Below are 20633 nucleotides of genomic sequence, written 5' to 3'. Positions count from 1 at the left end.
AGAAAGTGGTGGGCGCAGGAGGATTCGAACCTCCGACCGCTCGGTTCGTAGCCGAGTACTCTATCCAGCTGAGCTATGCGCCCACTTTTGATTTACTTATTTATGCTCTAAGCAGAGTGTGTAAAGTATGGTGGGCGCAGGACGTATCTTCAAAGAGTGAACCTCCGACCGCTTGGTTTACTAAACCAATCACTTTTACTTGCTTATTTAAACTCTAAGCAGAGTGTGTAAAGGATGGTGGGCGCAGGAGGATTCGAACCTCCGACCGCTCGGTTCGTAGCCGAGTACTCTATCCAGCTGAGCTATGCGCCCATTCTTTACTTTACAAGATAACCATTTATAAAATAAATGGCGGAGAAGGAGGGATTCGAACCCTCGATAGAGCTACAAACCCTATACTCCCTTAGCAGGGGAGCGCCTTCGGCCACTCGGCCACCTCTCCGTCTTGTGGGGCGTATAATAAAGATTTCAGAAAATATGTCAAACACTTTTCTTGTTTAAAGTAACTGTATGGTTAGAGAACACCCATAACAGCTAAAAAAGAGTCAACTTTGTTTAATCATTAATCAAATTAAGGCGTTTTAATATCAGTAGACACACCGAGCACAGGCACTAATTCGTCAGTTAATTGTTCGAGGTATTGATCTTGATAACCTAATTGCTGGAACTCGGCAATGCATGCTCGATAATAGGTTTCTCTTTGTTGCTCTGTGCTAAATGCGTTATTAGGTAACTCAGGTTTTTTATCTTTCATATAAAATCCGTTTATATAAGTCCTTTAGATTGGCATTTTATGAAAAAACAATGCTTTATTCTACTTTTTAACTCCCCTAGTTTAGCTAAACTTAAAAATAATGCTTGTTGATTTTTTACCTTTTTAGAATTAATTATTTATTAGCCATTAATTCAATAAGTTAATATTCTATCTAGTTATGAGCCGTAATATTGTTAGCGCTACTGCAAATACAAAAACGCCGCTAAAAAGCGGCATTTTAAAAGCTATTTTGTGAAAATAGACTTAGTCAGCTTGTGGGCGCATATGCGGGAACAAGATAACATCTTTAATTGTTGATGAATCAGTAAACAGCATCACTAAACGATCGATACCAATCCCCTCACCCGCTGTTGGCGGTAAGCCATATTCTAGCGCACGAATATAATCTTCGTCGTAATGCATTGCTTCATCGTCCCCTGCGTCTTTTTCTTCCACTTGGCGAGTAAAGCGCTCTGCTTGATCTTGTGCATCGTTAAGCTCAGAGAAACCATTTGCAAGTTCACGGCCGCCAACAAAAAACTCAAAACGGTCAGTAACAAATGGATTTTCGTCGTTACGACGAGCCAGTGGTGATACTTCCCACGGGTAACCGGTAATGAAAGTCGGTTGAATAAGCATATGCTCTGCGGTTTCTTCAAAGATTTCACATAAGAACTTACCTGGGCCCCACACACAGTTTTCAGGAATTTTAACGTGCACTTGTTTAGCGTACGCTTTTAATTGTTCAAAGTGGTTTTCTGGGTCATTGAATACTGCAGCATCAAACTCAGGGTTATATTTTAAGATTGCGTCGCTCATGCTTAAACGAGTGAACGGTTGACCAAAGTCATACTCTACTGAATCAACTACATCACCGTTCTCGTTTTTAGTGGTATTAACAACAATTGGGCTGCCTAGTACATTTGTTGCTACCGTACGTAGCATGTCCTCGGTGATGTTCATCAGGTCGATGTAATCAGCGTAGGCTTGGTAGAATTCGATCATAGTGAATTCTGGGTTGTGACGCGTTGATAACCCTTCGTTACGGAAGTTACGGTTAATTTCAAAGACGCGGTCAAAACCACCTACCACTAAACGTTTTAGGTAAAGCTCTGGTGCAATACGTAAGTACATATCGATATCAAGGGCATTGTGATGAGTCACGAATGGACGCGCAGATGCACCACCAGGGATAACCTGTAGCATCGGCGTTTCAACTTCCATAAAGTCACGTTCTGCTAAGAAGCGACGAATACCTTCCACCACTTGTGAGCGAATACGGAACGTTTCACGGGTTGCTTCGTTAGTGATCAAATCAACATAACGCTGGCGGTACTTGGTTTCTTGGTCAGACAAGCCATGGAATTTTTCAGGTAATGGGCGTAGTGACTTAGTCAGTAATTGGTACTCAGTCATTTCTACGTATAAATCGCCTTTACCTGATTTATTAAGCGCGCCTTTCACACCAATGATGTCGCCGGTGTCTAATTGACCGTACTTTTCTTTCAAATCTTTTTGGGCATCTTTAGACGCATACGCTTGTACGCGGCCTTTCATGTCTTGCACAACAAAGAATGGCCCACGTTTAGCTAAGATACGACCTGCAATAGACACAACATGGTTTAGTTCTACTAATTCTTCTTTACTCTTATCACCAAACTCGGCCTGTAAGTCTGCCGTGTAATGCTCACGACGGAATTGATTTGGATGACCGTTGGCTGGGCAATTGGCGCGGATAGCGTCTAATTTGCCACGACGCTCAGCGATTAACTTATTTTCGTCTTGGATTTGATCAGTCATTTTTTAGCTCTTTTTTAGCTTGGTGGTTATAGGCCAGATTTTAAGCTGGCTTCAATAAATTTATCTAAGTTACCGTCAAGTACCGATTGCGTATTGCGGTTTTCAACACCGGTTCGTAAATCTTTAATACGTGAATCATCAAGTACGTAGGAACGAATTTGACTACCCCAACCAATATCAGATTTCGCGTCTTCTTGCGTTTGCTTTTCAGCATTTTGCTGTTGTAACTCAAGTTCAAATAACTTCGCTTTTAACTGTTTCATCGCTTGTGCTTTATTTTTATGCTGTGAACGTTCGTTCTGGCATTGCACTACGGTATTGGTTGGTACGTGAGTAATACGTACCGCTGATTCGGTGGTGTTAACATGCTGACCACCAGCACCTGATGCACGGTATACGTCAATACGTAAATCAGCCGGATTAATATCGATTTCAATATTATCGTCAATCTCAGGGTATACAAATGCGGAAGCAAACGAGGTATGGCGACGACCACTTGAGTCAAACGGGCTTTTACGTACTAAGCGATGTACGCCTGTTTCTGTGCGTAACCAGCCATACGCGTATTCGCCAACAAAGCGTACCGTTGCACCTTTAATGCCGGCAACATCACCGTCAGTTGCTTCTACCAACTCAACTTTAAAGCCTTTTGCTTCACCCCAGCGTAAATACATGCGTAATAACATGTTACACCAGTCTTGCGCTTCAGTACCGCCAGAGCCTGATTGTAAATCAAGGTAAGCATCATTTGCGTCATGTGCGCCTGAAAACATCCGGCGAAACTCTAAACCTTCAAGTTGCCCATTCAGATCTTCAAGCTCACTTTGTGCCTCGATAAAGGTGTCTTCATCTTCAGCTTCTACGGCGAGTTCAACTAACCCTTCGACATCATCAGTGCCAGTGACTAGGTTGTCGATCGTTTCAACAACCGCCTCTAATGCTGACTTTTCACGCCCAAGCGCTTGCGCACGCTCTGGCTCATTCCATACGGCTGAATCTTCAAGTTCGGCGTTAACTTCTTCTAAACGTTCTTGTTTAAGAGCGTAGTCAAAGGTACCCCCGAAGCAATTCAGTACGTTCGCGAATTTCCTTGATTTGATTAATCACAGGATTCACTTCAAACATGTACCTTACTCCAAAATGGCTGATTACGAGCGTCAAATCGCCCATAAAATTCTTTAAATAGTAAAAACGCCCGATTTTAACAAAAAACCGCGCGTTTTATTAGTATTTTATGCACCGATAATAAATATTTTTTACGGTACTTTTTGCAGCTCTCGGGCAATCAACTGCAAAGAAAACTTACCTCTAAATTCATTGATATCCAGTTGGTAAGCCAGTTTAACAAAACGTGCCTCTGTATCTGGCCACGCCCGCACATCCACACCAAATGCAATGGCATCCACTAATCGTCCAGAGCGGTGCTTAAGTACTAATTTAAGGTGTTTTTCACCGACAATACGTTGTTGCACTAGTTCAAAGGTGTGCTCAAATACCGGCTCAGGAAATTGCTGCCCCCATGGCCCAGCTTGTTTGAGTAGGTTAGCAAACTCCATGCTAAAGCAATCATCGGCAAGCTCCCCATCGGTTAAAATAATACAGCGTTTGTGCTCATCACTTAACTGCGCGCTAACGGCTTGTTCAAACTCGCGCTTAAACTCACTAAAATGCTGCTCATTAATACTCAGCCCTGCTGCCATGGCATGACCGCCAAATTTACTGATCAAATGTGGATGTAAGGTATTTAAGCGCTCGAGCAAGTCACGCATGTGCAAGCCTTCAATCGAGCGGCAAGAGCCTTTTATTTCGCCGTTGTCGCCACCGGCAAAAATAACCGTTGGTCGGTGGTACTTTTCTTTTAAGCGCCCCGCTAAAATACCGATCACCCCTTGATGCCAATCACCTTGATATAAACAAATAGCATCAGGGGTTTGCTCATCGCTAAAAGCGAGCTTATCTAGCACGGCTTGTGCTTCAACTTGCATGCCCTGCTCTATTTCACGGCGCTCATGGTTTAAACTATCTAGTTCACCGGCAATACGCCTTGCTTGATTAATATCGGTGGCCAGTAAGCAAGCTATGCCTAAACTCATATCGTCTAAACGCCCTGCGGCATTTAAGCGTGGTGCAAGCGAAAAACCAAAATCACTGGCGCTTAAACGCGCAGCATTACGATTGGCGACCTCAATCAGCGCGGTAATACCTGGGCGGGTTTTACCGCTACGAATGCGCGCTAAACCTTGGTGAACTAAAGTGCGATTATTAGCATCGAGTGCCACCACATCAGCAACCGTACCTAGTGCTACAATATCAAGTAGATCCGCTAAGTTAGGCGGTGGTTGCTGCTCAAAATGACCGACATCACGCAATGCACTTCTAAGCGCAATCAATAAATAAAATGCCACCCCGACACCCGCGATTGATTTTGATGGAAACTGACAATCATGGCGGTTTGGGTTAACAATCGCATCGGCATTTGGCAGTTGTTCACCTTGCAAGTGATGGTCAGTGACCAACACTTTAATGCCTGCGGCTTTAACAATTGCGATACCAGCGATACAGGAAATGCCATTATCAACGGTGATCACCAAATCTGGCGCCATAGTGACTATTTGCTCCGCCAGTGCTGGGCTTAAGCCATAGCCAAGGCTAAATCTATCTGGCACTAAATAATCTAAATGAGCAAAACCAAACATCGCTAAGCCTTGCATTAAGGTGGCGGTGCTGGTTGCGCCATCGGCATCAAAGTCACCCACGATCAGTACTTTGCTTTGCGCTTGCAGGGCATGTTGTAGTAAAGCGGTGGCTTTATCTATGTCTTTAAATAATTTGAAGTCATGCAAAGTGGCTGCGCTATTGTTTAGCTCATCGGCATGATTAACTTGGCGGCTGGCATAAATTTGTTTAATAACAGGGTGTAAATGATTTGGCAGGTGTGAGTCATCATGATGATCACGGGCAACAATTAATTTTTTCATGCAGACGCGGTACTTTTAATTAAAGAATAAAGACAAAAAAAGGCCTTAACGGCCTTTTTATAAAAAACACACAGTTATGATGATTTATTCGCTTCTAATGCTGCGGCTAATGCGGCCGCAGGCTGATAGCCTGGGATCATCGTACCATCTTCTAAAATAATCGCCGGCGTACCGTTGATACCAAAACTTTGGCCAAGCTGATAATGCTCTGCCACTGGCGCATGACAACCGGCCATGACTTTAGTATCCGCACCTGATTTTGCTGCTGTCATCGCTTCTTGCTGATCTTTAGCACACCAAACATTCATTAAATCTGCATAGCCTGAGCCTTGTAAGCCACCACGCGGAAACGCTAAATACTTAACAGTAATGCCTGCTTCAAGTAAATCATCAAGCTCGCGGTGTAATTTACGGCAATAACCACAGCTAATGTCGGTAAACACAGTAATGCTGTGTTTCTCATTTTTAGCTTTATAGACAATCATTGAATCTTCGTATTGTGCTAAACCTGCTTGACGTACGCCATTGAGCGCTTGCTCGGTCAGATTATTACGATTGTTCAAATCAATTAATGTACCTTGCATTAAGTATTGACCATCTGCGCTTGCATACAGCACGCCTTTGTCGGTGATCAATTCTTTTAAACCGGCCACAGGGCTTGGGCTAATTTGCTTAACAGTAACACCTAGCTCTGCAAACTTAGTTACGATTGGATCGTTGGCATCAGGAATGGCTACTACGCCATTGGCAAACGCACTTATACTGGTGCCTAATATCGCACCGGCTAATACTAACTTTTTCATAATGTTCTCTTATATCCTGATAATTCTTAACTACTCAGACCGCCGAAGTACGAAAAAATTCTCACTAAGCGCGCGGATGATGTTGCTGATGTACCGACTTTAACCTTTCATTAGCAACATGGGTATAAATTTGTGTGGTTGATAAATCACTATGCCCTAACATCATCTGTACGACCCGCAGATCAGCACCATGATTTAGTAAGTGTGTTGCAAACGCATGACGCAACGTATGGGGCGATAAAGGCGATTCAACTGCTGCCAAAATAGCATAGTGTTTAATACGATGCCAAAAAGTTTGTCGGGTCATACCCACTCCACGCTTTGACGGAAACACAAAGTCGGTAGCATGTTTGATCATTTGCGCACGCCCCACCTTTAAAAACTGCTCTAGCCAATACATGGCTTCTTCGCCAAGCGGCACTAAACGCTCTTTGTTACCTTTACCTTTTACGAACACTACCGATTGACGCAAATTAATTTGCTCCATCCGCAGCCCGACTAACTCACTAACTCGCAACCCTGTGGCATATAACAATTCAAGCATGGCTTTATCACGCAGTCCCATTGGCTCTTCAACATTAGGTGCCGCTAAGAGCGCCTCTACTTCGTTTTCAGACAAAGTTTTCGGCAGTGACTGGCCAGCCTTAGGCTGGGCAATATTAACCATTGGCGAATCGGCAATATATTTTTCGCGGACAAAATATTGGTAAAAGCGCTTTAACGCGCTAATACTGCGCGCCGTACTGCGTGGTTTTAAACCTAAATCAACACGATGCGCTAAATAGCTTTCAATATCTTGGCCACTGACAGTGAGCAAATCTTGGCCTGTTAAAAAGTGGCAAAACTTATCTAAATCACTGCGATACGCTGATAAAGTGTTATCGCTTACGTGTTGTTCTAAATAGAGGTTATCTAAAAAAGATTCAAGATAATCACTATTACCGAGCAATTCGTCGTGATCTGTAATGGCTGAGTCTAATGGCTCATGATCAGGTAACGTGGTCACAGTTATTCTCATAGTTATCAAGGTATCAATTAATAATACCTTACGGTAAACTTCAGCCTATCATATCAGGCAAATACACAGTGATAAATACGATGCAAATTGGTTTATTTTATGGTTCTACCACATGCTATACAGAAATAGCAGCCGAAAAAATCCGCGATATTATCGGTCAAGACATTGTCAGCCTGCATAATATCAAAGATGAACCATTAAAAGACGCAGAGAATTACGACTTTATCATCTTTGGTATCTCGACATGGGATTTCGGTGAGTTACAAGAAGATTGGGAATCTATTTGGGATGACATTAAAGATGTTGATCTCAATGGCAAAACCATTGCTTTATTTGGCATGGGTGACCAACAAGGTTACGGCCAATGGTTTCAAGATGCACTTGGCATGTTGCATGATGAAATAAGTAGCCAACAATTTACTTTATTAGGTTTATGGCCAAACGATAGCAGCTATGAGTTTGAAGCCTCCAAAGCACTTACCAACGACGGCAAACACTTTGTTGGTTTAGCCCTTGATGAAGACAGTCAATACGAACACAGTGATGAGCGAATCGCTAACTGGGTTGAACAAATCATGACTGAATACAGCGAGACGCTATAAACCTCGCTGTAACTATAAGGCAACGAATGGCACAATTTACCTTGATCAATGGCGATGTTGTCGAGTTCAGCAATAACATCGTAAAGCCACTAAATTGTACAGGGAGTCAAAGTCGTGACCGGTTTGGGCATATATTCTTTATTCCTGATGCTGCAGTACCATTTATTGATGCTGGTAAACTCGCTAAAGATTTATTTAACTTATCAAAACTCGCTTTAGCAAAATACGATGATAGTGATCCCCAGCTTCCGGTACTTATCAAACACCACGCACCGCTTAGCCAAATTACCGGATTATCTATAAAAAAGTTGTTTAAAATTGCCCCTTTCAGCAGTGCCAATATAGAAAAAGCAAAGGCAACCAGCGTGTTTAAACAGTTACTAGCGAACTCTTCTATTGAACATATTCAGCTCGATGAAATCTACTCGCTCAGTTAATTAGCATGCAAAAGCGACCGCAAGGTCGCTTTACTAATCTATTAATTTGCTAATCCATAATCATAAACCAAACACCACTTTTTCACTTTTCAGCATTCGCGCGCTTAAAAAGCTAAAGGCTGCACATAATACCAGGGTGATCACTGTTGATAACAGTAACTGCGGGACAGGAATGGGATTACCTTTAATAAACTCCATTAATGCAAACTGTTGCGCAGCTATCGGCAACCACTGCACCACATCTGTCGCAATATCGTAAGTGGTTATCATGCTTAACGCCATTGGGATAAATAACACCATAGTGACGTAAGATTGCGCTTCTTTAAACGACTTAGCCATAAACGATACAAACACTTGTAAGCTGGCCGACATCAATGCAATAGGTAGGCATATCGCGATACTAAACAGCATAAACGCAGGGGTAATAGTAATACTAAAGCCCATTTGCTGCCACGGCACCATCGCATATGAAAACTTAGATACAACTAAAATCACCACTAAACCTAACATAGAAAACGTGGTTATCGCGCCAACTTTAGCAAGCACAATATGCAAACTATGTAATGGATGACTTAACAATAACGATAGCGAATTACGCTCTCGCTCACCGGCGCTGGTATCAATTGCCAAATTCATCGCCGCGTAAAATAACGCTAAAATAAGTGTTAATGCCACCAATCCTAAAATCATGCCCCCTTTTGAATCTGGGGTTGCTTGATCATGTACTTCAATCGCGAGTGCACGCATCAAGTTTGGATCCACACCACGAGAAACTAATCGCAGACTGGCTATTTCAGAGCTATACAACACCATTGCCTTTTCAACTTGGTTGATATATTTACGCAACTTATCATCTGATTTATCGGCAATAAGCGTTACCGTTGCTGGGCGCCCTTCGCTCATCTTTTGTTGATAGTCTTCACTGATAGATAAGGTAATGGCTTTACGTTCGTCAGCGTCAGTGCTGGCAACAATATCACGGCTATTTAAGTGAGCAATCAATCCGGGTGCACGTTCGCTATTTTCAATATTAATTTTTAGTGTTTCAGGTGATGCTAATTGTTGTAGCAACACACTCATTAATAAGCACACACCAATTGGCGTACCTATCGCATAATAAAGCCCCGCCATTACCGAACGTTTATCACGGCTGGCATCCATCAGTTCTTTTTTAAATAATACTGTTAATAAATTAATCATGCTGCAATCCCCTCGTCGCTGCCAATCAAGGCGACAAATGCTTCTTCTAATGTCTCTTTACCTGCTTGTTCACATAGCTCGGCCACTGAACCTTGGGCAATCACTTGACCATTGGCCATGATCACTACGTGATCACATAGCGCTGCAACTTCTTGCATAACATGCGATGAAAATAACACGCAGTGCCCTTGCGCTTTCAGTAATAGCAACAGCTCTCTTAATATACGGGTACTCATTACATCGAGGCCACGGGTTGGTTCATCTAAAATAATGTTGGATGGGTTATGAACCACGGCTTGGGCTAAGGCGGTTTTCATCCGTTGGCCTTGCGAAAAACCTTGGCAACGGCGATCGGCAATATCGTTCATCGCTAATTTATTTATTACCTCTATCGTCGCCTGCTTAGCATCACTTGCGCTGAGACCACTTAGTTGGGCAAAAAAACTAATGTATTCCCTTGGTGTTAATCGTTCATACAAGCCACACGGATCTGGGAACAAGCCAAGCTTTTGTTTTGCTGCCATCGGCTCTTTGGCAACATCAATGCCATCAATTTCAGCATACCCGCTATCTGCCTTTAACAATCCAAATATGGTGCGTAAACAGGTGGTTTTACCTGCGCCATTAGGCCCTAGAAGGCCGGTGATCTTGCCGTTCTGTGCAGTAAAACTTAAACCATTTAGCGCATTAACGTCGCCAATTTTCTTACTTAGGTTGGTTACTTTAATCATCACTTACTCCTTGCTAGCTGCATCAGTTGAATGGCTATTGGCAACGGCTACGCCGTTAATATTCATAAAAAACGGTTTCTCATTTGGCTCATTAATACAGGTTGTATCAATGTCTTGCATACTTTGCTGGTCGATAAACTTGGCAATAATTTTCGGCGCACAGGTTTGCGAGCCAATGCCATGGGTGGCTGTTGGTGCGACTAAGTGAGTGGCATTGGTCATCTCAACCATCGCAAGCTCGGCCCAACTTGCAGGTGTTGCAGGGTCTCGTCCACCAGAAAGAAGTAACGTTGCCGTGCTGGTTTTTAGCGGTAGGTAAAATGCCTCGTCAACGGCTTTTACATTTAGAATTGGACAGGCAATATCAAACCCCGCAATCATTGCTTTGCCCATATCAGTTTTACTGTACTGGGCGCGAGTTTGCGTTGTTAAGCGTGGCCAATCTTCACCACAGACAATGGCGTTATGCATGCCCATTGCTAAAGATTGCGTTAAATCAACATTCGCCATCATGCCAGCCAGCGGTGAATAGTCACCACTTAGTGCTTTTTCAATAACCATTGGCACAATCGCGCGTTGTGCATGGCTGTATAGCGCAAAGCGTATCGCACTGTAAAACTTCATTTTAGTGATTGTAAAAGCAATAACGTCATTGGTACGTGGGTGTCTAACCTGTGCTTGTACAGGCTGTTGTTCAAGCTGCGTAAGCAATGAGTTAAAGTTACTTGCTAAGTTAGGGTATTGCGCTGCGCACAAAGTATCAGCTGCACAACGATTGAATAATGCAGCCAGTGAACCATCAACCGCGCCACCTATAGCAGCCAAACTTTGCTGCATTGGCACAACACCATCTAAGGTACTCGTTAACACAGAGTCAGGAAATTGGCGCATGTACTCCTGCGCTATACGTGTGCCATACGACACCCCAAACAAATGAAATCCTTTGTAACCGAGTGCTTTACGTACCGCTTCAAAATCTTTTGCTGCAACGGGTGTAGTGAAGTGGCTTAAATCAATATTGAGTTTTGCTTTACACTTTTGCGTATCTTCTGCCCCCATGGCTTGAAGGTCAGCGATCACATCATTAAAAGCAAACTGAGTTTTTAAATCATCACTTTCACATTGCAATTGATGTGAATAACCTGTGCCGCGCTGATCAACCAGTACGATGTCTCGGGTTTCGCGGGCAAACCGTAAGTTATGATTAAACACTGCGGCTAAATCTATTGCGCCTTGCCCCGGGCCACCAGCAAAACCAAGCACGGCTTGATCAGGATGGCTGGGCTTGATTGCTGGAATAACGGCAAAGTGAATATCAATCTGGCCATCATTAGGATCATCCGATAAAGGTTGAGCAATGCTGCCACACATTAGTCTATCGGCCAGTCCTTCCATATAGCATGGCGTCAGTTTTGCTTGGTTATTTTGATTATTTTCTGCGTATAGCGCAGTTGATGCAACCATTAAAATAGGCATCATCGCTATACCTATCAGTCTATTAGAACAATTTAATATACTTTTCATCACTCTTTCCTTTGTTTGCATTTTACACTCAATGTGATAACTTAAACCTTAGTGTATCGGTGTATTAATGTATTAATACAGTAGAGAAAGAATAATGTTAGAATTTATTAATGTCAACCCCAATAGTGGCGATCCCATCTACAAACAATTGCATGAGCAAATTGTCCGCTTGATTGTGGGTGGTCAAATAGCTGCTGGTGAAGAGTTGCCGTCCGTGCGAAAAATAGCGGATCACTTTGCCGTTAATCCTATGACCGTTTCCAGAGCGATTGGTCAATTAGTCGATCAAGGGTGGTTGGAGCGCCGCCGCGGCCAAGCAACACGAGTCGCACAAAAAACCACGCAACAAACCGACCAACAAGAGAGTTTACTCTTTAAGGCCATCGATCAACTTATTCAACAAGCCAAACAGCTCGATGTGCCGCAAGCAACTTTAACCGAACTAATAAAAAAACGGTGGGAATTATAACAATGACACAACCACTTCTTAGCTATAAAAATGTCTCTAAACAGTACAACCAACGCCTGATATTAAACAACATCAACCTCAATGTTGAGCCTGGCATGGTGATTGGCTTATTAGGTAAAAATGGTGCCGGCAAAACGACCTTGTTACGCAGTGCGCTGGGTTTAATAAGCCCAGATCAGGGCGAGGTTCAGGTATTCGGTGAATTAAGTAATCAATTAACTGCTAGCAGTAAAGCTAAAATTGGTTACGTAGCTCAGCAAACATTTGGTTATGAAGGTTTTAAAATTGCCAACGCATTGGCATTACACCGCCGTTTTTACCCTGATTGGGATATGCAATTAGAAGCAAAGTGGCTCGCGCGCTTTGAATTGAATGGCAATGATGCCATTAATGATCTCTCAATCGGCCAGCGTCAAACTCTGGCACTTATTATGGCCATGGCTTATAGGCCGCAACTGCTTATTTTAGATGAGCCGGTGGCAAGTTTAGACCCAATCGCTCGGCGCGAATTTATGAGCGATCTTTTCGACTTAGCATTAGATTCGGGCTCTGGAATTTTATTTTCATCGCATATCACCTCCGACATAGAACGTGTCGCCAGTCATATTGCACTAATAAAACAAGGCGAATTACTGTTACTTGACGAATTAGATGTCATTCGCGACACGGTTAGAAAAGTCAGCTTTAGAGAACCGACTATCGATCTCAGCGCATACAAGGTACTGAACCGACAGCAAAATTGCGCCATCATTTATGGCTATACGGGTGAAGCCATTGCTGATGCTTTAGCAATCAATACACTGTCTCTTGAACAGCTGTTTGTGGAGTTACATGGATGATGCAAGTCAGTAAACGCGCTTGGTATCAAGGCGCGGTCAGCTTGTGGTTAAAAGATGCTGGGTGTGCCAGCTATTTTATCGCTGCAATTATATCGGCTTTACTGTGCCTTATTAATACTGGTATTGAGGAGCTTCTTGCGTTAATGATCATGTTTGCAATTATCTGTATGTACAGCGCGATAGCTTGGCAAAGCATTCGCATGCAAGCCACTGAATGGCAAAATTTAGTTGTTGGTTACCGTAAGCATGTGATGTTTCAAGGTAAAGTATTCATTGTATTTAGTAACTTAATTTCTCTTTTAAGCATCATTATTGCTGATAATATCAATCTATTAGCAACGCTCACGCTGGCCAATCTTATTGGTCTTATTATCTGGTTTTTAAATCGCTCATTCAGTCATTTATTTACCTCTGTTTGCTATTTCAGCATCTTTATCGCTACGTTAGTGTGTGTGCTAATAGAGCAACTTCCCGTTTGGTTAATACCTGTTAATATCATTGCTTATATTGCTATCGCGTTATTGCATAATCACTTTTCATCTGCCTATGTATGGCGCCCCGACTCGCTGAGCAATTATCGTAATGGTCTGCAATCTGGTTGGTCGCCAATTCCTAGTGGCTTTTTATCAAATTACGGCAGCTCAATTAATAAAGGATTATTTCCTCTTAGCTACTTTGTTGGCTCTGGACTTTCTCAGTATCTTATTTTACTTACACTTTTATGTTTTGTCGGTGTAGTAGCGAACCTATTTTATAGCATCACTGAGCAGGTCATTTTTGTTTTGACACTCTGTATCTTCGCGATTGTGACATTAAGTTTGTGGAGCAAAGTACAAAAGCAAAATTCATGGGAATTGTTATTTACGCTACCAATTTACAACACTAGCTACAGCGCAAAAATCGCACTTAGTCACAGTGTGTTAAAATTAGCAGCGCTCGTAGCTTTACTGTGTTTTAGCACAGCCGCAGCGCTTACTGTTGCTAATAAAGAGTTGTTACTAGTGAATGCTTTAAGTTACTCATTAGCCTGTGCTGCTGGTTTACTACTGAGTTTTGCTATTGGCAATATCTGCAAAAATATAAACTTACTTAGTCTATTTTTATGTTTGTCCTTTGGCCTAAATATGGGCCTAGCAACTTATATGTTTGATCATGGCGACAGCTTAAGCAAACTCACCATGATGGGTATCTATACATTCGTAATGGCTGCGATAAACCGCTTAACCGTTAGATACTTATAACGAATAGCCCTATTATCTAAATAGGGCTTTCACACTCCACCGTAAAACTTCATTTATACGCTGCAACATGAGAATTCGCTTTTATATATTTGCTACGGTAATATCAAACAACAATTAGTTAACAATTGAAACTACCCCCTGAAGAGGAGCACGAAATGTTTAATGCTAGAGTAACATTGTCACTATGCTTTACTTGGTTGTTACTCTGCAGCACGAGCAACGTATTGGCAGTGCCAATGAAGTCAACCCTCGATACAAAAAGCATAGCAATAAGTGCGGGTGAATGGCCGCCATTTTTAAGTGAATCTCTACCCTATCAAGGTGTTGCGGCCCACCTTATCAAGGATATTTTTAAAGAAGCAGGGATCCAAGTTCACTTTACCTTTTTACCATGGGGGCGCGCCTACCATGACACTTACAACGGCAAATATGCGGCAACTGCGGTTTGGATGCATAGCAAAGAAAGGGTAAACAACTACAACTATAGCGATGCGCTGCTCAGTGAAAAGTTTGTGTTTTTTTATAAAAAAGATAACCATTTTGAATGGCACAACTTTAATGATCTACGTGGCCTGATAATAGGTGGAGGATTGAGTTACAGTTATGGCCCAAAATTCGATAAAGCCGTGGCAGAAGGTATATTCGATCTATCACAAGTAAGTAGTACAGAGCAAAACTTTCGTCGTTTATCAGCAGGTAGAATTGATGCTTTTGCTGAAGAAATAAATATTGGTTACCACACTCTTAACAATCAACACCCTGAGCTTGCTGATACGATTACCCACCACCCTAAACCAATACTGCTCAATAACAGTTTTTTGTTGTTTCCTAATAATGCAGAACAAAGTAGCGAGCTTCTGGAAATATTCAACTTACACTTACAGCAGTTTAAACAAGATGGTCGTTATCAAGCTTACTTTAAAGGCTTAGAACAAGGCGATTACCGGCTTAGCAAACCTAACCTGAAGTAATTTGAATAAAAAAAGCGACCATATCCATGGTCGCTTTAGTGCTTAAACAAACGTTTAAAAATTATAGTGAGAAAGTACGGCCTATAGACAGTACAATACGCTCATCGGCAGTATCGATATCTAGGCTCGTGTTCTCGCCCGCTACCTCAATATCAAAACCCGCTAAACTTGTTTGATAAGCAAGGCGATAGTGGTTATACGATTTACCATCGGTATCCCATGCAAACTTATCGCCATCAAGCGAGTTTGAAACATCAAAGCTGGCGCGTAATGCATGATTAGGCGCAAGTTCAATGGTGTGGGCAAGCATAGAGATCACATGCCCTGCCCCCGTTCCAAAGTAATCCCAGCTGTACCAAAAGTTAAGCTCTGTTTGCCCAAACTCACTTACATAACCAAATTTAGTGTAGGCTTCAAAATAGTTGCCATCGCTTGAGTTGCTTTGCCCATGGTAGCTGTAATAAGCAATACCGTAATCAAGGCTGACGGCTTCTGTTAACTGTGCATAGCGACCAAAATACGCATCCCATTCAATATTGGTATCATCACCAAAATCTACATTTGATGCCCACATACCCGCATACATACCTGAGTCAGCGAATGAATAATCTAGGCTACCCTGAATAGCGGGGTCGTTTTGCGTTTGGCTTACACCATTGAAAGTGTAATCAGATACACCGGTGACCGTTGTTGACCAGTCAGCTAATGCAGACGCTGAAAAAAGTGCGAATGGCAGTGCAACTGCAAATAATGTTGTTCGTGTTGTCATGTTAATTCCTTAGCTTACTGATTCAATTTTTGTATAGTCAATTTTGTTATCTTTTGGCGAGCTATCAATGTTGCTCACTGCTTTAAATTTGCTATATCCAATAAATGCAGTACAACCAAAATACAAGCCAATTACCAGTGCCCCAACCCATTGTATTTGTAAAAAGTTTAGCTTAAATAACAAAGTTAACAATGAAAGAGCGATTATATTTAAGGCAATATAGTTAAACCTGCCTAATCGCTTAACCGTGAGGTTCATATTGTCAGTGTATAAACGGATCAGTGAATCAAGTGAATTGATCACAAACACTACGCCAACAAAAACCATGGCGATATTTTTAATTCCCTGTGTTGCAATGCCTGCCTCATGATATTGGTAGAGCACGCTAAACCAAATCGCAATCGGGATTGAAGGGAAAATCAACATAGCGCCCAATACCTGATAGGTTTTTAAGCCGCCGACAAAACGAGAGGTAAACTGACCTATCATAATGCTCCACGCAAACCACCAAAATAAATAAAACTCATGGTAATCGTTCAATGGCAGCACAAACTGATTAATATTGCCAAAGTAGTTCCCAATTGATTCGAGGTTTTTTGTAAAATCAGACACTTCGCCGTTATCGCCCATAAACGCACCAACCCACATAAAGCCAATTAATACGATGAATAGCCAAGTGGTTGAGATACTTAAAAAGCGTACGTATTTAATATCAGTGCTGGAATACACGGCAAAGCAAATAGCTACAAAGACAATTAAATAAAACGAGGGAATAATCGAATCGCCATCACCAAGACTCGGTAAATACCAAGGTAGGTTAGACAACAATAGAAAGGCTGTAAATGCACAAGTGCCTATAATAACTACATTATTAATTAATTTAACCCAAGGAATTTCAAAAAATTTCACTTTAGGTTCTATTACACAGAAATAAAAGCACGTGAGGAAATAAAATCCCCAGATCAAAAAGCCCCAATAACCAAACTCAATGGCCAATGGATTGGCAAATGCATACTCTGGGCTTGCTTTTATGTCTGCATAACCTGCAAACTCAGTCAATGGAAACATGATCAAGCCAACGTCTAAGCCTGATGTAAATAAGATTGCGATAAAGGTAAATGTTCTAACCGGTGTAACGCCTACACACCTCACATTGCCCCATTTTACTAAAATTGCAATAATTGCTAAGAGAGTGAAAATAATGCCAGCACTAAGCCATATGGTCATAATTTGCTCCCCAAAATAAATGATAATACGTCATTCTTTCTCCGTGTTTTTAGCCTCGCATTAACGCATCACAAACAACTCATGATGCGCGCCACTGCAAGCCCCGAGACACAACATATGTCTCAGGTGACTTTATTAGATCTCCGAGCTACGCTGCACAGTTTGCCATTGTGAATCGATGGCAACCGCTGCATGCGATTTACTAAGTGGTGGCTTACCTAAAATCAGATCAGCCGCTTTTTCTGCCACCATAATGGTTGGCGCATTTAAATTACCGTTTGGTACAGTGGGGAAAATTGATGAATCCACCACCCGTAGCCCTTCAATACCATGTACTTGAGTGTTTGAGTTCACTACAGCGAGCTCATCTTCACCCATTTTGCATGAACACGACGGATGGTAAGCACTCTCAACAGCACGGCGCACAAAGGCATCTATTTGCTCATCTGTTTGAATCTCTTTACCTGGTTGGATTTCGCCATCGCGGTAGTCATCAAACGCATTCTGCTCAATGATTTCACGGGTTAAACGCACACACGCTCGAAACCCTTCGATATCATCTTGATGCTGTAAATAGTTAAACTGGATTTTTGGTGCAACCGTTGGATCCGCTGACTTTATCGTCACCGCACCGCGACTTTTCGGTTTGTTATGACCCACATGGACTTGAAAACCATGGCCATCAAAAGCACTTTTACCGTCATAACGAATTGCCGCAGGTAAAAAGTGATACTGAATATCAGGCCACTCAACACCCGGTTTTGAGCGAATAAACGCACATGACTCAAAGTGATTAGTCGCCCCTAAGCCACTGCGGTTTAATAACCAACGTGCGCCAATAAGGCCTTTAGAAATTAACCCCAGCTTGCCGTTTAAGGTAATTGGCTGCTTACACTTATACTGGAAATAAAACTCTAAGTGATCTTGCAGGTTTTGCCCAACCCCGGGTAAATGGTGCTTAACCTCGATACCCGCGGCTTTAAGTATTTTGCTGTCACCAATACCCGAAAGTTGCAGTAAATGCGGCGAGCCAATTGGACCGGCACTTAAAATAACGTCTTTACTGGCCTTCGCTTTAACAGTCTTGCCATTAACTTTGTACTGCACAGCAACGGCTTTTTTGCCTTCAAGCAACACCTTTTCAGCCAACGCGCCAGTAACAATAATTAAGTTTTTACGTGACTTCACTGGGTCTAAATATTCACGACTTGCAGAGCTGCGCACACCGTCTTTAACAGTCATATGCATTGGCCCAAAACCTTCTTGCTGCCCCGCATTGAAATCGTCAGTCGCTGCGTAACCGGCTTGCTGGCCCGCTTTGATAAAGGCTTTATAAAGCGGGTTCGCCATTTCGTTACCGTTGTTCACACCTAAAGGGCCGCTATCACCACGATAGTCGTTTTTACCTAAATAGAATGATTCTGCTTTTTGAAAATACGGCAAGCACGACTGATAATCCCAACCGTTCGCACCATGCTGTTGCCATTCATCAAAGTCTTTAGCATGGCCACGTACATATACCATGCCATTGATAGATGATGAGCCGCCTAACACTTTGCCACGCGGGCAATGCATTTTACGGTTATCTAAAAAAGGCTCTGCTTCGCTATGAAACTGCCAGGCGTATTTATCTGAATTCATCGGAATCGACAACGCAGTAGGCATTTTAATAAAAATGCTTTTATCGCTACCGCCAGTCTCTAATAATAAAACGCGGTTGCTGCTATCTTCGGATAAACGATTAGCCAGTACACAGCCCGCCGACCCTGCACCCACTATGATGTAATCATACGTTAGTGCAGTCATTAAAATGGGCTCTCTATATTAGTCATACCGACATAAATCGATTTAGTTTGGGTGTAATGATCAAGTGTTTCAATGCCATTTTCACGGCCGATACCTGACTGCTTATAACCGCCCACAGGCATTTCGGCTGGTGAGTTACCATAGCTGTTGATCCAACAAATCCCCGCTTGCAACTGATGAATAACACGGTGTGCGCGCTTAATATCTTTAGTAAATACACCAGCGGCTAAGCCTAGGTGGGTATCGTTAGCGCGATGGATAACATCATCTTCGTCATCAAACGTTAATACGCTCATTACCGGACCAAAGATTTCTTCTTTGACTATGGTCATGTCATCGGTGCAATCAGTAAATACAGTAGGTGCAACAAAGTAGCCATTCGGTGCAGAGGCTGGGCTCAGTACTTTACCACCCGTTAATAACGTTGCCCCTTCGCTGATACCTTTATCGATATAGCTCATCACTAAGTCTTGATGCTTTTTGGAAATTAACGCGCCAAAGTTAACTTTAGGATCGAGGGGATCGCCGGCAATAATATTTTGTTCTGTGCGGGTTTTCAGCTCATCAATAAATTGCTGATAAACATTTTTATGTACATAAATACGGGTGCAGTTAGTGCAAATTTCACCTTGAGTATAAAAATTACCTAGCATGGCGGCACTGACTGCTTGTGAAATATCAGCGTCATCAAATACTAGCAGTGGTGATTTACCACCAAGTTCCATGGTGACATCTTTTAATGACCCCGCAGCACTCGCGACTACTTTTTTACCCGTGCCGACTTCGCCGGTAAACGATACTTTATCAATATCAGCTGATTGTGTTAACCACTGGCCGACTTCTGCTGCACCTTGCACCACGTTAAACACGCCCGCAGGTACACCCGCTTCGGTGAATATCTCGGCAAGCTTGATTGCGCCAAGTGGCGTTTCTTCAGAAGGCTTAAAAATAAATGCATTACCCGCAGCCAGTGCTGGGCCGGATTTCCAGCAAGCAATTTGCAGTGGATAATTCCACGCACCAATACCTGCGCAAATCCCTAATGGCTCTTTACGGGTGTAATAAAAGTCTTCGCCAACCATTTGTTGTTGGCCAACTTGCGCAGGTGCTAGCCCTGCAAAATACTCGATTACATCAGCACCGGTTTGCACATCAACACACTCGGCTTCTTGCCATGGTTTGCCGGTGTCGAGCACTTCAATTTTTGCAAGTAAATCATTGCGCGCACGTAACAGCTCAACCGCTTTTAATAAAATACGACTGCGTGCAATAGGCGTCATGGCTGACCACGCAGCAAAACCTTGCTTAGCACTTGCAATAGCTGCATTTTGTACAAACGCATCAGCGACTTCTACATGGTAAATTACTTCATCTGTAGCAGGATTTTTAACTGCGAAAGTTTCGCCACTTTGATTCTTTAAAAAGTGACCGTTGATAAAATTTTGATAAACAGGCGTTGTCACA

19 protein-coding genes and 3 tRNA genes are annotated in these 20633 nt (G+C 42.5%); 6 read left to right on the top strand and 16 right to left on the bottom strand.

Annotation, left to right across the window (positions count from 1 at the left end; translation table 11 throughout):
* Positions 1–6: 6 nt before the first annotated feature.
* The 9 genes from ENH88_RS10815 to xerD form a co-directional block, all read right to left on the bottom strand.
* Positions 7–83, bottom strand: a tRNA-Arg gene (locus tag ENH88_RS10815).
* Between the two features lie 152 nt (positions 84–235).
* Positions 236–312, bottom strand: a tRNA-Arg gene (locus ENH88_RS10810).
* 37 nt (positions 313–349) lie between these two features.
* Positions 350–442 (bottom strand) — tRNA-Ser (locus ENH88_RS10805).
* 129 nt (positions 443–571) lie between these two features.
* Positions 572–754, bottom strand: coding sequence for a hypothetical protein (locus ENH88_RS10800; protein ID WP_304182250.1), 183 nt, complete (start codon positions 752–754; stop codon positions 572–574).
* Positions 755–1018: 264 nt separating this feature from the next.
* Complete coding sequence (gene lysS, locus ENH88_RS10795; RefSeq protein WP_304182249.1) at positions 1019–2554, bottom strand: lysine--tRNA ligase; 1536 nt, start codon at positions 2552–2554, stop codon at positions 1019–1021.
* Between the two features lie 26 nt (positions 2555–2580).
* Positions 2581–3679, bottom strand: a protein-coding gene (gene prfB / locus ENH88_RS10790) for a peptide chain release factor 2 (RefSeq protein ID WP_283711068.1) whose coding sequence is annotated in 2 segments (ribosomal slippage) — positions 2581–3603 and positions 3605–3679 — 1098 coding nt in all. Because the reading frame shifts where the segments join, the coding sequence is not laid out codon by codon here.
* 131 nt (positions 3680–3810) lie between these two features.
* On the bottom strand, positions 3811–5532 hold the full coding sequence (gene recJ, locus ENH88_RS10785) for a single-stranded-DNA-specific exonuclease RecJ (protein WP_304182248.1): 1722 nt from the start codon (positions 5530–5532) through the stop codon (positions 3811–3813).
* Positions 5533–5606: 74 nt separating this feature from the next.
* Positions 5607–6335 carry a bifunctional protein-disulfide isomerase/oxidoreductase DsbC gene (gene dsbC, locus ENH88_RS10780; protein ID WP_304182247.1) on the bottom strand — a complete coding sequence of 243 codons (729 nt, stop codon included), beginning with the start codon at positions 6333–6335 and terminating at the stop codon, positions 5607–5609.
* Between the two features lie 64 nt (positions 6336–6399).
* Positions 6400–7284 carry a site-specific tyrosine recombinase XerD gene (gene xerD, locus ENH88_RS10775; protein ID WP_304182254.1) on the bottom strand — a complete coding sequence of 295 codons (885 nt, stop codon included), beginning with the start codon at positions 7282–7284 and terminating at the stop codon, positions 6400–6402.
* Positions 7285–7433: 149 nt separating this feature from the next.
* On the opposite strand from xerD, the gene fldB reads away from it, so the two are divergent.
* Positions 7434–7955 (top strand): flavodoxin FldB, encoded by a 522-nt coding sequence (fldB, locus tag ENH88_RS10770; RefSeq protein WP_304182253.1) that lies wholly within the window; start codon positions 7434–7436, stop codon positions 7953–7955.
* Between the two features lie 26 nt (positions 7956–7981).
* Complete coding sequence (locus ENH88_RS10765; protein WP_304182246.1) at positions 7982–8392, top strand: hypothetical protein; 411 nt, start codon at positions 7982–7984, stop codon at positions 8390–8392.
* Between the two features lie 60 nt (positions 8393–8452).
* Here the strand turns inward: ENH88_RS10765 and ENH88_RS10760 are convergent, their stop codons facing one another.
* The 3 genes from ENH88_RS10760 to ENH88_RS10750 are packed head-to-tail and all read right to left on the bottom strand — an operon-like array spanning position 8453 to position 11847.
* Complete coding sequence (locus ENH88_RS10760) at positions 8453–9592, bottom strand: ABC transporter permease (RefSeq protein WP_304182245.1); 1140 nt, start codon at positions 9590–9592, stop codon at positions 8453–8455.
* A complete protein-coding gene (locus ENH88_RS10755) occupies positions 9589–10323 on the bottom strand; it encodes an ATP-binding cassette domain-containing protein (protein WP_304182244.1) in 735 nt (244 codons plus the stop codon). The genes ENH88_RS10760 and ENH88_RS10755 overlap by 4 nt, the downstream gene beginning before the upstream one ends.
* Before the next feature lie 3 nt (positions 10324–10326).
* Positions 10327–11847: an alpha/beta fold hydrolase gene (locus ENH88_RS10750; protein WP_304182243.1), complete on the bottom strand. Its 1521-nt coding sequence runs from the start codon at positions 11845–11847 to the stop codon at positions 10327–10329.
* Positions 11848–11941: 94 nt separating this feature from the next.
* Here ENH88_RS10750 and ENH88_RS10745 point away from each other — a divergent pair, with 94 nt between their 5' ends.
* The 4 genes from ENH88_RS10745 to ENH88_RS10730 all read left to right on the top strand — a co-directional run bounded on the left by ENH88_RS10745 (position 11942) and on the right by ENH88_RS10730 (position 15367).
* On the top strand, positions 11942–12316 hold the full coding sequence (locus tag ENH88_RS10745; protein WP_304182242.1) for a GntR family transcriptional regulator: 375 nt from the start codon (positions 11942–11944) through the stop codon (positions 12314–12316).
* A 2-nt stretch (positions 12317–12318) separates the two neighbouring features.
* The gene (locus tag ENH88_RS10740) at positions 12319–13155 is read left to right on the top strand and encodes an ABC transporter ATP-binding protein (protein ID WP_304182241.1); all 837 of its coding nucleotides are present in this window, start codon (positions 12319–12321) and stop codon (positions 13153–13155) included.
* The gene (locus ENH88_RS10735) at positions 13152–14396 is read left to right on the top strand and encodes a hypothetical protein (RefSeq protein WP_304182240.1); all 1245 of its coding nucleotides are present in this window, start codon (positions 13152–13154) and stop codon (positions 14394–14396) included. The genes ENH88_RS10740 and ENH88_RS10735 overlap by 4 nt, the downstream gene beginning before the upstream one ends.
* A 155-nt stretch (positions 14397–14551) precedes the next feature.
* Complete coding sequence (locus ENH88_RS10730; RefSeq protein ID WP_304182239.1) at positions 14552–15367, top strand: substrate-binding periplasmic protein; 816 nt, start codon at positions 14552–14554, stop codon at positions 15365–15367.
* Positions 15368–15428: 61 nt separating this feature from the next.
* Here the strand turns inward: ENH88_RS10730 and ENH88_RS10725 are convergent, their stop codons facing one another.
* The 4 genes from ENH88_RS10725 to betB form a co-directional block, all read right to left on the bottom strand.
* Complete coding sequence (locus ENH88_RS10725) at positions 15429–16136, bottom strand: TorF family putative porin (RefSeq protein WP_304182238.1); 708 nt, start codon at positions 16134–16136, stop codon at positions 15429–15431.
* 9 nt (positions 16137–16145) lie between these two features.
* Positions 16146–17363: a BCCT family transporter gene (locus tag ENH88_RS10720; protein WP_304182237.1), complete on the bottom strand. Its 1218-nt coding sequence runs from the start codon at positions 17361–17363 to the stop codon at positions 16146–16148.
* A gap of 135 nt (positions 17364–17498) precedes the next feature.
* A complete protein-coding gene (betA, locus tag ENH88_RS10715; protein WP_304182236.1) occupies positions 17499–19169 on the bottom strand; it encodes a choline dehydrogenase in 1671 nt (556 codons plus the stop codon).
* Positions 19169–20632: a betaine-aldehyde dehydrogenase gene (gene betB / locus ENH88_RS10710; protein ID WP_304182235.1), complete on the bottom strand. Its 1464-nt coding sequence runs from the start codon at positions 20630–20632 to the stop codon at positions 19169–19171. The genes betA and betB overlap by 1 nt, the downstream gene beginning before the upstream one ends.
* Position 20633: the final 1 nt, after the last annotated feature.

The organism is Pseudoalteromonas prydzensis (assembly GCF_011050055.1).
In the GTDB taxonomy this organism is placed as follows: domain Bacteria; phylum Pseudomonadota; class Gammaproteobacteria; order Enterobacterales; family Alteromonadaceae; genus Pseudoalteromonas; species Pseudoalteromonas prydzensis_A.
The sequence above is the reverse complement of the archived record's forward strand: the minus strand, read 5'-3'. Positions and strand labels throughout refer to the sequence as shown.